Annotated in this window: 12 protein-coding genes; 5 read left to right on the plus strand and 7 right to left on the minus strand. The window is 73.0% G+C overall.

Annotated features, from left to right (window positions below; genetic code table 11):
* Positions 1 to 238: 238 nt before the first annotated feature.
* From gatC to ABD208_RS18935, 4 genes are read left to right on the plus strand one after another with little or no spacing between them, the layout of a single operon-like run.
* Complete coding sequence (gene gatC, locus ABD208_RS18920) at positions 239 to 535, plus strand: Asp-tRNA(Asn)/Glu-tRNA(Gln) amidotransferase subunit GatC (protein ID WP_344106037.1); 297 nt, start codon at positions 239 to 241, stop codon at positions 533 to 535.
* 3 nt (positions 536 to 538) lie between these two features.
* Positions 539 to 2068 (plus strand): Asp-tRNA(Asn)/Glu-tRNA(Gln) amidotransferase subunit GatA, encoded by a 1530-nt coding sequence (gene gatA, locus ABD208_RS18925; protein ID WP_344106038.1) that lies wholly within the window; start codon positions 539 to 541, stop codon positions 2066 to 2068.
* The gene (gene gatB, locus ABD208_RS18930) at positions 2065 to 3576 is read left to right on the plus strand and encodes an Asp-tRNA(Asn)/Glu-tRNA(Gln) amidotransferase subunit GatB (RefSeq protein ID WP_344106041.1); all 1512 of its coding nucleotides are present in this window, start codon (positions 2065 to 2067) and stop codon (positions 3574 to 3576) included. Before gatA ends, gatB begins: the two co-directional genes overlap by 4 nt.
* Entirely contained in the window at positions 3573 to 4151 is a 579-nt protein-coding gene (locus tag ABD208_RS18935; protein WP_344106043.1) for a GNAT family N-acetyltransferase, read from the plus strand. The genes gatB and ABD208_RS18935 overlap by 4 nt, the downstream gene beginning before the upstream one ends.
* A gap of 96 nt (positions 4152 to 4247) precedes the next feature.
* On the opposite strand, the gene ABD208_RS18940 is transcribed toward ABD208_RS18935, so the two are convergent.
* The 4 genes from ABD208_RS18940 to ABD208_RS18955 all read right to left on the minus strand — a co-directional run bounded on the left by ABD208_RS18940 (position 4248) and on the right by ABD208_RS18955 (position 8191).
* On the minus strand, positions 4248 to 4781 hold the full coding sequence (locus ABD208_RS18940; protein WP_344106045.1) for a DoxX family protein: 534 nt from the start codon (positions 4779 to 4781) through the stop codon (positions 4248 to 4250).
* A gap of 64 nt (positions 4782 to 4845) precedes the next feature.
* Complete coding sequence (locus ABD208_RS18945; RefSeq protein ID WP_344106047.1) at positions 4846 to 5658, minus strand: energy-coupling factor transporter transmembrane component T family protein; 813 nt, start codon at positions 5656 to 5658, stop codon at positions 4846 to 4848.
* Positions 5655 to 7592 (minus strand): ABC transporter ATP-binding protein, encoded by a 1938-nt coding sequence (locus ABD208_RS18950; RefSeq protein WP_344106049.1) that lies wholly within the window; start codon positions 7590 to 7592, stop codon positions 5655 to 5657. The genes ABD208_RS18945 and ABD208_RS18950 overlap by 4 nt, the downstream gene beginning before the upstream one ends.
* Positions 7589 to 8191 carry an ECF transporter S component gene (locus ABD208_RS18955; RefSeq protein ID WP_344106052.1) on the minus strand — a complete coding sequence of 201 codons (603 nt, stop codon included), beginning with the start codon at positions 8189 to 8191 and terminating at the stop codon, positions 7589 to 7591. The genes ABD208_RS18950 and ABD208_RS18955 overlap by 4 nt, the downstream gene beginning before the upstream one ends.
* A gap of 155 nt (positions 8192 to 8346) precedes the next feature.
* Here ABD208_RS18955 and ilvD point away from each other — a divergent pair, with 155 nt between their 5' ends.
* Positions 8347 to 10203 carry a dihydroxy-acid dehydratase gene (ilvD, locus tag ABD208_RS18960; RefSeq protein WP_344106054.1) on the plus strand — a complete coding sequence of 619 codons (1857 nt, stop codon included), beginning with the start codon at positions 8347 to 8349 and terminating at the stop codon, positions 10201 to 10203.
* A 15-nt stretch (positions 10204 to 10218) separates the two neighbouring features.
* Here ilvD and ABD208_RS18965 read toward each other — a convergent pair whose 3' ends face one another.
* The 3 genes from ABD208_RS18965 to ABD208_RS18975 are packed head-to-tail and all read right to left on the minus strand — an operon-like array spanning position 10219 to position 12928.
* Complete coding sequence (locus ABD208_RS18965) at positions 10219 to 11313, minus strand: ABC transporter ATP-binding protein (protein WP_344106056.1); 1095 nt, start codon at positions 11311 to 11313, stop codon at positions 10219 to 10221.
* Positions 11310 to 12137, minus strand: coding sequence for an ABC transporter permease (locus ABD208_RS18970; RefSeq protein WP_344106058.1), 828 nt, complete (start codon positions 12135 to 12137; stop codon positions 11310 to 11312). Before ABD208_RS18970 ends, ABD208_RS18965 begins: the two co-directional genes overlap by 4 nt.
* Positions 12134 to 12928 (minus strand): ABC transporter permease, encoded by a 795-nt coding sequence (locus ABD208_RS18975; protein WP_344106060.1) that lies wholly within the window; start codon positions 12926 to 12928, stop codon positions 12134 to 12136. Before ABD208_RS18975 ends, ABD208_RS18970 begins: the two co-directional genes overlap by 4 nt.
* Positions 12929 to 12932 lie beyond the last annotated feature (4 nt).

Consider the following 12932-nt stretch of genomic DNA (forward strand, 5'->3'; position numbering starts at 1 on the left):
GGGAGAGTAGGACGCCGCCGGACTTCTTTTCAGACAGGAACCCCCTTGAGCCCACCAGCCCAAGGGGGTTCCTGCATTCCCGCACACCGCAAGCCCCCGAGCCACCCGGCCCGAGGGCTTTCTCCGTTCCCGGGACACGCGTCGCCTTGGTCGGCGTAGGCCGGGACCCCGCCACCACGGGCAGAATCCCGCCGTTCCGCGAGCGTCGTCGGCTCCCACCGGCACTAGACTGGCGTCTATGTCCACCATCTCCCGAGACGAGGTCGCGCGCGTCGCCGGCCTGGCCCGGATCGACCTGCGTCCTGACGAGGTCGACCGTCTCGCCGGTGAGCTCGACGTGATCGTCGAGTCGATCGCCCGCGTCAGCCAGGTCGCCACCGCCGATGTGCCCGCGACCAGCCACCCGCTCCCGCTCACCAACGTGTTCCGCGACGACGTCCCGCAGCAGCCGCTCTCGCAGCAGGACGTCCTGGCTTCGGCACCGGAGCAGGAGGACGGCCGGTTCCTCGTCCCGCAGATCCTCGGGGAGGAATGAGAGATGACCAGTGACATCACGCGCCTGAGCGCGGCGGAGCTCGCCGCCGCCCTCGCGGACGGCTCCGTCACCAGCGTCGAGGCCACGCAGGCCCACCTGGACCGCATCGCCGCCGTCGACGGCGACCTGAACTCCTTCCTGCACGTCAGCGACGCCGACGCCCTCGCCACGGCGGCCGAGGTCGACGCCCGGCGGGCCGCCGGCGAGGACCTGCACGTCCTGGCCGGCGTCCCGATCGCGGTGAAGGACGTCGTCGTCACCAAGGGCATGCCGACCACCGCGGGGTCGAAGATCCTGGAGGGCTGGATCCCGCCGTACGACGCGACGCTCGTCGAGCGCCTCAAGGCGGCCGGCCTGCCCATCCTCGGCAAGACCAACATGGACGAGTTCGCCATGGGCTCCTCCACCGAGCACTCGGCCTACGGCAACACGAGGAACCCGTGGGACCTGGAGCGCATCCCCGGCGGCTCCGGCGGCGGGTCCGCCGCCGCGGTCGCGGCGTTCGAGGCGCCGCTCGCGATCGGCACGGACACCGGCGGTTCGATCCGCCAGCCCGGCGCCGTCACCGGCACCGTCGGCGTGAAGCCGACCTACGGCGGGGTCTCCCGCTACGGGCTCATCGCCATGGCGAGCAGCCTCGACCAGGCGGGCCCCGTCACCCGCACGGTGGCCGACGCCGCCCTGCTCCACGAGCTCATCGGCGGCCACGACCCGCGTGACTCCACCTCGATCGACGAGCCGATGCCCGGCCTCGTCGAGGCCGCCCGCCAGGGTGCCGCCGGCGACCTGTCCGGCCTGCGGGTGGGCGTCGTCAAGGAGCTCTCGGGCGAGGGCTACCAGGCGGGCGTGAGCGCCCGCTTCGAGGAGTCGCTCGAGCAGCTGCGGAGCCTGGGCGCCGAGATCGTCGAGGTCTCCTGTCCGCACTTCACCTACGCCCTGGACGCGTACTACCTGATCATGCCGTCGGAGGCGTCGAGCAACCTCGCCAAGTTCGACGGCATGCGGTTCGGCCTGCGCGTCGAGCCGGCCGACGGCCCGGTCACCGCCGAGCGCGTCATGGCCGCCACCCGCGGCGCCGGGTTCGGCGACGAGGTCAAGCGCCGCATCATCCTCGGCACCTACGCGCTCAGCGCCGGGTACTACGACGCCTACTACGGCAGCGCCCAGAAGATCCGCACGCTGATCCAGCGCGACTTCGACGCGGCGTTCACCCGGGCGGACGTCCTTGTCTCGCCGACGGCGCCCACCACGGCCTTCAAGTTCGGCGAGAAGTTGGACGACCCGCTGGCGATGTACCTGAACGACGTCGCGACGATCCCGGCCAACCTCGCCGGCGTGCCGGGCATGTCCGTGCCGAACGGCCTGTCCGACGACGGTCTCCCGGTCGGGTTCCAGATCCTGGCCCCCGCCAAGGCGGACGACCGCATGTACCGGGTGGGCGCCGCCCTCGAGGCCGCGCTCGAGAAGACCTGGGGCGCGCCTCTCCTGACCAGGGCCCCTGAGCTGAAGACGATGACGGAGCTGAGCCGATGACCGCCGCAACGACGACCGACCTCGTGGCCTACGACGACGCCGTCCGCCGGTACGACCCGGTGCTCGGCATCGAGGTGCACGTCGAGCTCGGCACGAGGACCAAGATGTTCTGCGCGGCCGAGGTCGAGTTCGGCGGCGAGCCGAACACGCAGACCACGCCCGTCTCGATGGGCCTGCCGGGTGCGCTGCCCGTCGTCAACGGCAAGGCCGTCGAGTACGCGATCCGCATCGGCCTCGCGCTGAACTGCCGGATCGCGGAGTCCTGCCGGTTCGCGCGGAAGAACTACTTCTACCCCGACGTCCCGAAGAACTTCCAGACCTCCCAGTACGACGAGCCCATCGCCTACGACGGCTGGATCGACGTCGAGCTGGAGGACGGCGAGGTCTTCCGCGTCGAGATCGAGCGCGCCCACATGGAGGAGGACGCGGGCAAGAACACGCACGTCGGCGGTTCGACCGGCCGGATCCACGGTGCCGAGTACAGCCTCGTCGACTACAACCGTGCGGGCATCCCGCTGGTGGAGATCGTGACCCGCCCGATCGAGGGTGCGGGCGAGCGCGCCCCCGAGGTCGCCCGCGCGTACGTGCAGACCCTGCGCGACATCTTCCGCGCGCTGGACGTGTCCGAGGCCCGCATGGAGCGCGGCAACGTCCGCGCGGACGTGAACCTCTCCCTGCGTCCCACCCCGGAGTCGCCGCTGGGCACCCGCACCGAGACGAAGAACGTCAACTCGTTCCGCTCGGTCGAGCGGTCCGTGCGGTACGAGATCTCGCGGCAGGCCGCGGTGCTGGACGCCGGCGACATCGTCGTCCAGGAGACGCGGCACTGGCACGAGGACACCGGCATCACGACGTCGGGCCGCGTGAAGTCGGACGCCGAGGACTACCGCTACTTCCCCGAGCCGGACCTCGTGCCGGTCGCCCCGAGCCGCGATTGGATCGAGGAGATCCGGTCGTCGCTGCCGGAGATGCCGGTCGCGCGGCGCCGCCGGCTGCAGGGCGAGTGGGGCTACGCCGACGCCGAGATGCGCGATGTCGTCAACGCCGGCGCGCTCGACCTCATCGAGGCCACCGTCGCGGGCGGCACCACGCCCGCCGGGGCCCGCAAGTGGTGGATGGGCGAGCTGGCCCGCCGCGCCAAGCAGGACGAGGTGTCCCTCGAGTCGCTGTCCGTCACGCCCGCGCAGATCGCCGAGCTCGAGCAGCTCATCGCGGACGGCAAGATCAACGACAAGCTGGCGCGCCAGGTGCTCGAGGGCGTGCTCGCGGGCGAGGGCGACCCGGGCGCCGTCGTCGACGCGCGCGGCCTCGCGGTCGTGTCCGACGACGGCGCGCTGCTGGCCGCCGTCGACGAGGCGCTGGCCGCGCAGCCCGACGTCGCCGAGAAGGTGCGGGGCGGGAACCAGGGCCCGGTCGGCGCGATCATCGGCGCGGTGATGAAGACGACCAAGGGGCAGGCGGACGCGAAGCGCGTGCGTGAGCTCATCCTGGAGCGGATCGGTCAGTGACCAGGGGCCCGGTGCTGCAGGGCGAGCTGGTGCGCCTGCGGCCGATGGAGGCACGGGACGCGGCGCGCCTGTGGGAGGCGGTCCAGGACCCGGAGGGCCGCCGCCTGACGGGGACCACCCGGCCTCTCGGGCGCGAGGAGATCGACGAGTGGGCGGCGACGGTCGCGGGGCGGCCGGGGCGGTTCGACTGGGCGATCGTCCCCGCGGCGACCCGCAACGGGGTGCCGGTCAGCGACGAGCTGATCGGCGAGATCGTGCTGAACGACGTCGACGACGCCGCGCGGTCGGCGACCCTGCGGCTCCAGATGCTGCCCAACTACCGTGGCCGGGGCTACGGCCGGGAGGCCATCGAGGGGGTGCTCCGGTTCGCCTTCGCGGGCGTGCCGGACCACCCCGGCCCGGGCCTGCACCGCGTGAGCCTGCACGTGCTGAGCATCAACCCGCGGGCGAAGGCGCTGTACGAGTCGCTGGGCTTCCGCGAGGAGGGGCGCCTCCGGGACGTGTACCCGGACGGTGGCACCTGGGCCGACGCCCATGTCATGAGCATCCTGGAGGACGAGTTCACGGTGTCGTAGACGCCGGTGCCTCGAGGCCGGGCGGCACGACGGCGGCATGTCATCCCGTCGTCGTGCCGCCCGGCCCCGGACCGCGGTCCCGGGCCGGCCCTCGGATCAGCGGAGCCAGGTGCGGGTGCCGGGGATCGGGGAGTTCGCCCAGGCGCGGCCGAGGCCCCAGGTGTCGCCGGCGTTGGTGACCGCGAAGGTGACGACCAGCGCGAGGTAGATCACGTGGTTGTCGACGATCGGGTTGGTCGAGCCCGCGGCGAACGGCCAGGCCGCGAGCCACAGCAGGAGCATGATGAGCCCGCCGGCGAACGCCGCGACGCGCAGGCCGATACCGAGGATGAGGGCGACGCCCGTCCCGAACATGCCAAGGATGAACAGGACGTCGCTCACCGGGCCGGCGAGGCCCGCGAAGAGCCCGGCGAGCGGGCCCTCGATGTGGCTGAGATATCCGGCGGCGGGGGACTGGCCCGCCACCCATGCGCCCTCCGGCGGCGTGGCGTAACCGAGCCCGAACGTCTTGTCGAGTGCCGGCCACAGGAAGACGAAGCCGAGGAGGATGCGGCACACCGCGAGCAGCCGTGCAGCGGTGCCGCTGACGGTGATGTCACCGCTGATGGGAGCGATCTCAGTTTTGGTCATGGGCGGCAGCTTAGGGGGTCAATGAGGTCATATCGGCAGGCCGCGAAACGTTTACGCGGCACTTTCAGGCAGGTCGCACGTCCGGGACAGACAACGGCAGCCAAAGCGCCGCCGCGATGAGGGCCCACGTCACCGCGACGAGCACGATGTCGCCGCCGCGGAACGGCAGCAGGATCCGCTCCGTGCGGGCCGGGTGGGCACCGAACGCGCGGGCGTCCATCGCCAGCGCCACACGTTCGGCATGGCGCAGCGCGCCCGCCAGGAGCGGCACCAGGTAGCCGGTCCCGCGCCGGATCGCGGCCAGCGGGCCGCGGCCGCGCGCGGTGCCGCGCACGCGATGGGCGGCCCGGATCTGGGCGAGCTCGCGGGAGAACCGCGGCACGAACCGGAACGAGGCCAGCGCCGTGTACCCGATCCGGTACGGCACGCGGAGGTTCTGCACGGCGGCGCGGACGACGTCGGGCCCGGTCGACGCGACCCCGGGGACCAGCGCGAGGGCGAGGACGGCGCCGAGCCGCAGGGAGATCGCGAGTCCCGCGAGCCAGGTGCCCAGGCGGTACTCGAACGGGCCGGCGGCCAGGAGCAGGGGCGTGCCGGCGACGTCGTCGGCCGGCGTCCACAGGCCGAGCGTGAGCGAGGCGAACAGCGTGAACAGCACCGGCCCGGCGAACACCAGGACCCGGTGGCGCGTGGGCACCCGGACGCCGGCGGCGACGGCGAGGGTCGCGAGCACGAGCAGCGCACAGGGCGTGGCCGGGCCGGGTGCGGTGAACGCCACGACGATGCCCGGGGCGACGGCGGCTGCCACCGCGAGCGGGTTGGCGCGCTGGAGCAGCCGCGGGCGCTCGACGCGCGCGTACGGGCTGGTGGCGGTCATGCGCGGGCTCCCGGGTTCGGGTGACGGGCGGCGTCAGGCTCGGGCAGGGTTGCGACGCCGGCCGTCGGCGGGCCTGCGGTGCCGGGGTCCGCCAGGGCTGTGGCGTCCGGCTCGGTGTGGCCCGCGGGGTCAGGCCCCGGTAGGTCCGCGAGGCGGGTGACGCCGGACCACCGGGTGCCGTGCAGGGCCTCGGCGAGCGGCGGGCGGCGCAGCCCGGCGTCGTCGAGCGTGCCCGACGCGATGACCTGCGCGGCGGGGCCGTGAGCGGCGACGCGGCCCCCGGCCAGGACCAGGACGTGGGTGGCGTGCTCCGCCACGAGCTGCAGGTCGTGCGTCGCGACGACGACGGCGGTTCCCGCGGCCACGAGGTCGTCCAGGAGGGTGAGCAGTTCCGCGGCCCGCTCCCGGTCCTGGCCGAAGGTCGGCTCGTCGAGCACGAGGATCCGGGCCCCGCCGATCAGCGCCGTGCCCACCGACAGCCGGCGCTTCTGCCCGCCCGACAGCAGGAACGGGTGCGCGGCGCGATGGGTGCGCAGGCCGAACCGGCCGAGCATGTCGTCCACCCGGGCGTCGGTCCCGGCGCGGTCCAGGCCGCGCAGCTCGAGCGCGTGGGCGAGCTCCTCGGCGACCGTGTGCCGGACGAACTGGTGCTCCGGGTTCTGGAAGACGTAACCGACGCGGGACGCGAGGTCCCGCAGGTCCGCGCGGGCCGGATCGAGCCCGGCGACGCGCACGGCGCCAGGAGGTGGTGGCTCGACGCCGGCGATCGCCCGCAGCAGCGTGGACTTCCCGGCCCCGTTCACGCCGACGACGGCGTGCAGTTCCCCGGCCCGCACGCGCAGCGACACCCGGTCGAGGACGACGGTGCCCGTGGCCTCCCGCCGGCGCCGGGTCAGCCCGTGCCCGCCGCGCCGCACGACGAGGTCGTCGACCTGCACGACCGGTGGCGCGGCGTCCGGCTCCGGCGTTCCGGCGATGCCGGCTGCCGGGGCCGAGGAGGTCTCGGACCAAGGTTCCGGGTCGGCGTCCTCGCCGGTGAGCAGCGCGTTGAGCTCGCCGGGCGTCAGCGGCAGCGGGGACGACGGCGGGAGCACGCCCGCGTCCCGGAGCCGGCGGCCGGCGAGGGTCGCCGTCGGGAGCCAGACGCCGAGCTCGGCCAGCTCGTCGGCGTGGCCCGCCAGGATGTCCCGTGCCGGGCCGTCGAGGACCACCCGCCCGCGGCGGTCCAGGGCGACCACGCGGGTGACCAGGTCCGCGCAGGCGTCGAGGTTGTGCTCGACGAGCAGCACGGCGCGGTCGCCGTCGGCCACGACCTCGGTGAGGGTCGCGTAGAACTCCTCGATGCCGGCGGGATCGAGGTTCGCCGTCGGCTCGTCCAGGACCAGCACGGGCGACGCCTGCGCGAGCGCGCACGCGACCGCGAGCCGTTGCCGGCCGCCGCCGGACAGGATGCCCGGGTCGTCGTCGCGGCGCTCCCAGAGGCCCACGCGGCGTAGCGCGTCCTCGGCGCGGCGCAGGATCTCGTCCGGCGCCAGGAGCAGGTTCTCCGGCCCGAAGCAGACCTCGTCCAGCACCGAGCCGGTGACGACGCTCGCGTCCGGGTCCTGGAACACCATGGCCACGTGCTCCGCGAGCCGGCCCACCGGCGTCGTCGTCGCGTCGAGATGGTCGGGTCCGACGACGACGGCGCCGCGCAGCTCCGCGGGGACGGACTGCGGCACCAGGCCGTTCAGGGTGAGCGCGAAGGTCGACTTGCCGCAGCCCGACGGGCCGAGCAGCAGCACCACCTCGCCGGCCGAGAGCGTCAGCGAGACGGCGGCCGGGGTGAAGCCGGCGTGGCCCTGATGGCGCACGCCGACGTCGTCGGCCCTGATCAGAACCGTGCCGGACGGCCCCGTCCGGACCGGGCCGCTCGTGGCCGGCCGCGTGCTCACGCCTCGGTGACCGTGACGACCGTGTCCGTGCTGCGGCGGCCCAGGCCCTGCCGCTCGAGCTGCCGCGCCACGTTCTGCGCGAGCAGGGTCACCGCGACGGCCACGACGACGGCGCCCGCCAGCGAGATCACGACGCCCCAGGGGTAGAACCCGGCGGGCAGGAACGCGGAGCCGTCCGTGTTCACCGCCGTCACGAGGGTCGCGAAGTAGGCGGCGCTCGCCACCACGAGCGCCACGACCGAGCCGGTGCGCACGTACCCGTCGGACCAGCGGCGGTACAGCGTGACCAGGAACGGCAGCTCGATGATGATCCCGGCGGCCAGGAAGTTCACCAGCATCGCGAACCCGTTGGGCGTGACGAGGTTGACCACCCCCGCGAAGACCATGGTCAGCAGGCCGACGCCGGGCGCGCGGAACAGCGCGAGCGAGATCAGGGCGGGCAGGGCCCAGATGCCCAGGCTGATCGTGTACAGCGTGTAGGCGAACCAGGTCTGCGGCAGGAGCAGCAGGCTCCAGTTGAGCGCCGCGATGACGATGCCGCCGGCCGCGCCGATGGCGGCGCAGCTGAGCAAGAGGCGGGTGGAGTGCCGTGTGGCCATGTCGTGCTCCTGGAGGGGGTGCCGGGACGTGCAGTGTGGCGGCGCCGGAACGGCGCCGCGCTGTGAGGGCAGCCTAACCTTATGGCAGGGTGCTCCGGGCGTCCGCACTGTGGCCGCGGCTTCCGAGGGATGGACGGCGGACGTAGTGTGGGTTCATGAGTCGTCCGCTGCGCTCCCGTACCTCCACGCACGGCAGGAACATGGCCGGTGCCCGCGCCCTCTGGCGCGCCACCGGCATGGGTTCCGAGGACTTCGGCAAGCCGATCATCGCGATCGCGAACTCGTACACGCAGTTCGTGCCGGGTCACGTGCACCTCAAGGACATGGGCGACCTCGTCGCGGGCGCGATCCGCGAGGCGGGTGGCGTCGCCAAGGAGTTCAACACGATCGCCGTCGACGACGGCATCGCGATGGGCCACGGCGGCATGCTCTACTCGCTCCCGAGCCGCGACCTGATCGCCGACTCGGTCGAGTACATGGTCAACGCGCACACGGCCGACGCGATCGTGTGCATCTCGAACTGCGACAAGATCACCCCGGGCATGCTCAACGCGGCGTTGCGGCTGAACATCCCGGCGATCTTCGTCTCCGGCGGCCCGATGGAGGCCGGCAAGGCGGTCGTGGCCGACGGCGTCGCCAGGACGCACCTGAACCTGATCAACGCGATCAACTACTCGGCCGACGAGAACGTCGACGACCAGGCCCTCGGCCTGGTCGAGGAGAACGCCTGCCCGACATGCGGCTCGTGCTCGGGCATGTTCACCGCGAACTCGATGAACTGCCTCACCGAGGCGCTCGGGCTGTCGCTGCCGGGCAACGGTTCCACGCTCGCGACGCACTCGGCCCGCAAGGAGCTGTTCCTGGAGGCCGGCCGCACGATCGTCGACCTGACGCGCCGGTTCTACGACGGCGAGGACGACACCGCGGCCCCGCGCGGCATCGCCACCAAGAACGCCTTCATGAACGCGATGGCGCTCGACGTCGCGATGGGCGGCTCCACCAACACGGTGCTGCACATCCTTGCCGCGGCCCAGGAGGCCGAGATCGACTTCACGCTGGCGGACATCGAGGAGCTCAGCCGCCGCGTGCCGTGCCTGAGCAAGGTGGCGCCCAACCACCCGGACTACCACATGGAGGACGTGCACCGGGCGGGCGGCATCCCCGCGCTGCTCGGCGAGCTGGACCGGGCGGGGCTGCTGTCCCGCGAGGTCACCACCGTGCACACCCCGACCATGCGGGAGTGGCTGGACGACTGGGACATCCGCAGCGGCAAGGCGACCGAGCAGGCCAAGGCCCTGTTCCACGCCGCGCCCGGCGGCGTGCGCACCACGAAGGCGTTCTCGACGTCGAACGTCTGGGAGTCGCTGGACACGGACGCGGCCGGCGGCTGCATCCGCGACGTCGAGCACGCGTACACGGTCGAGGGCGGCCTGGCGGTGCTGCGCGGCAACATCGCGCCGGACGGCGCCGTGTTCAAGACGGCCGGGGTGGACCCCGACGTGTTCCGGTTCACCGGGCGCGCGCTGGTGTGCGAGTCGCAGGAAGAGGCCGTCGAGAAGATCCTGTCGAAGCAGGTCGAGCCGGGGCACGTCGTCGTCGTGCGGTACGAGGGGCCCGCCGGCGGGCCGGGCATGCAGGAGATGCTGTACCCGACCTCGTACATCAAGGGGCGGGGCCTGGGCAAGCAGGTCGCGCTCATCACGGACGGGCGGTTCTCCGGCGGGTCCAGCGGCATCTCCGTGGGGCACGTGTCCCCGGAGGCCGCCGCGGGCGGCACGATCGGGCTGGTCGAGGACGGCGACGAGATCTCGATCGACGTCGAGGCGCGGTCCCTCGTGCTGAACGTGCCGGACGACGTCCTGGCCGAGCGCCGCGCGAAGATGGAGTCGTCGGAGCGGCCCTGGCAGCCCGTCGCGCGCGACCGGTACGTGTCGGCCGCCCTCAAGGCGTACGCGGCGCTGGCCACGAGCGCCGACAAGGGCGCGGTCCGCGACCTGTCGAAGCTGGGCTGACCGCGGTCCGGGGCCTCAGTTCCCGGGGGAGCCGGCGCCTCGCTCGTAGATGCGGCGCACCACGTCCTCGATGTCCGGCTCCGCGATGGTGAGGTCCAGCACCTCGGCGTGTTCGGCGACCGAGGCAAGCACGCGGGCCGCCGTCGTCGTCCCCGGGTCGAACGCGAGGTGCTGGCGGAGGCCGTCGCCCTCGCTGGCGAGGTGCCGCGCGCCCGGGACCGTGAGATCCGGGCACGGCTCCGCGAGGTCCACGACGAGGACTCGTTCGGCCCCGACCGTCCGGCTCAGGCCGTCCAGGGTCCCGTCGTAGGCCAGCGTGCCGTGGTCCACCACGAGGATCCGGTCGCACAGCCGCTCGACGTCGCCCATGTCGTGCGTCGTGAGCAGCAGCGTCGTGCCGTGCTCGCGCCGCTCGCGGATCAGGAACTCGCGCAGCCGCTGCTTGGACAGCACGTCCAGCCCGATGGTCGGCTCGTCGAGGATCAGCAGCTCCGGGCGGTGCAGCAGCGCGGCGGCCACCTCGGCCCGCATCCGCTGCCCGAGCGACAGCTGCCGGACGGGCGTGGCGAGGTAGCTGCCCATGTCGAGCATGCCGACGAGCTCCGCGGTCCGCGCCCGTTCCTCGTCCCGCGGCAGCGAGTGGATGGCCGCCAGGATGCCGAACGACTCCCGGACCGGAAGGTCCCACCACAGCTGCGAGCGCTGCCCGAACACCACCCCGATCCGCCGCGCGAGCCGCCGGCGATCCTGCACGGGCCGCAGCCCGCACGTCAGCACCTCGCCGCCGGTCGGCACGAGGATCCCCGCCAGCATCTTGATCGTGGTGGACTTCCCGGCGCCGTTGGCGCCGATGTACCCGACCGCCTCCCCACGCGTCACGGACCAGGTCATGTGGTCGACGGCGGTCACCCGCCGCACCTTCGGCCCGTTCCGCACGCGGAAGTCGCGCGTCAGGTCACGCACCTCGATGATCGTGTCCGACGACGGACCGTGGCCCGCCGGCCCGGATCGCGCGGTCTCCGGCCGTGTCGTGCCCGACGACGACGGGCGGCCCGTCGATCCAGGCTCTTCGACTCCCCGCCGGTCCGTGTCCGGCGTCGTTCCGTTCATCCTCCGCCTCCCTGGTAGTGCCGTATCCCGAAGCGCCACGCGAGCAGCGCCGTCGTCCACGCCCACAGCGCCGCGACCGGCGCGAACCAGCCCAGCCACGCGGGGAGCCATTCCGCACCCGGTTCCCCGAGCAGGAGCATCGCCGGGAGGTACGCGCAGAACGCCATCGGGAAGACGAACCCGAAGATCACCGTGACGCTGCGCAGCCACACCGTGGCGGGCTGGGTGGACGCGTGCCGCCCGCCGTAGACGAACGCGTTGGTCACCTCGTGCGCGTTGAGCAGGAAGAACTGCAGGCCGCCCGCCGTGACGAAGTTCGCCCCGAAGATCGCGACCCCGCACACGAGGGAGATCACGAGCAGCGGGACCGAGGTCGCGCCCCAGTCGATGTCGTTCGCCACGAGCGCCCAGGCGAGGACGACGACGGCGAGCGACGCGCGGCCGATCCGTCTCAGGCTGATGTCCATGGTCACGACCTGGGCGAGCAGCGGCTGCGGGCGGAGGTAGAAGACGTCGACCTGGCCCTCGCGCACGAGCACGGCGAGCTCGTCCACGTGCCCGAACACCATGTCCGCGAGGGAGTACGCGAGCTCCGACAGGGCGAACACGAGCAGCGCCTGCCTCAGGTCGAGCCCGCCGAGGGTGCCGTTCGCGGCCGAGAAGAGCACGAGCACCTCCGCCACCTCGGTCAGGCCGACGACCGCCGTGCCGACCAGGTCCGCCCGGAAGCTGGTGCGGTACGAGCGCTGCGCCCGGATCCGGGAGGCCAGCACGGCGCGGTAGGGCTGCGACGCCTCGCGCAGTCCGCTGAGGGTCCGGTTCATCCGCCCTGCACCTCCAGCCTGCGCCGCCCGAGCCGGGTGGTGACCTGCCCCGCCGCGAGCACCACGACCAGCCAGCCGGCCTGCGCGGCGAGCAGCCCGGCGGCGGCGGCCCCCGTCGTGCGGCCGCTGAGGACGTCGATCGGGAACATCATCACGGCGGGGAACGGCGTCGCGAGGGCGACGGCGACCAGCCAGTCCGGGAACAGCCAGATCGGCGTGATGAGCCCGGTGAGCAACCCGGCCACGCCCATGTACAGGATCTGCAGCCCGCGCACCTCGACCAGCCAGAACGCCGCCGTGGCGACCAGGTAGCCGAGCGCGTGCGACAGCGTGATCCCGAGCAGCAGGCTGACGGCGCCGAGCGCGTACGGCAGCACCTCGGCCGGCATCGTCATCCCCACCAGGAGCACCCCGACGGCCACGCTCGGCAGCCCGCGCGGGATCAGCGCGAAGAGCCCCCGCCCGACGTCGTCGGCGATGCTCGCGAACTGCACGTCCACGGGCCGGAGGAAGTCGACGGCGATGTCCCCGGACTTGATGCGCCGGGCCGTTCCGGCGAGCGAGTAGATGTTGACGGACCCGAGCACGCCCTGGCTGAGCCACGCGTAGGCCGCCATCGTCCCGGCGGTGTAGCCGGCGACGGCGCCGCCGTGCCCGTCCACGAGTGCGAGCAGGATCCCGGACTTGAGCAGCCCGAACGTCGCGTTCGCGAGCAGTCCTGCGAACGCGGCGGGTAGGTAACGGGTCTGGGTCCGGAACCCGGCGGCGAGGATGCGGGCGTAGACACGCACAAGC

The sequence above is a fragment of the Myceligenerans crystallogenes genome, assembly GCF_039529775.1.
GTDB lineage: Bacteria > Actinomycetota > Actinomycetes > Actinomycetales > Cellulomonadaceae > Myceligenerans > Myceligenerans crystallogenes.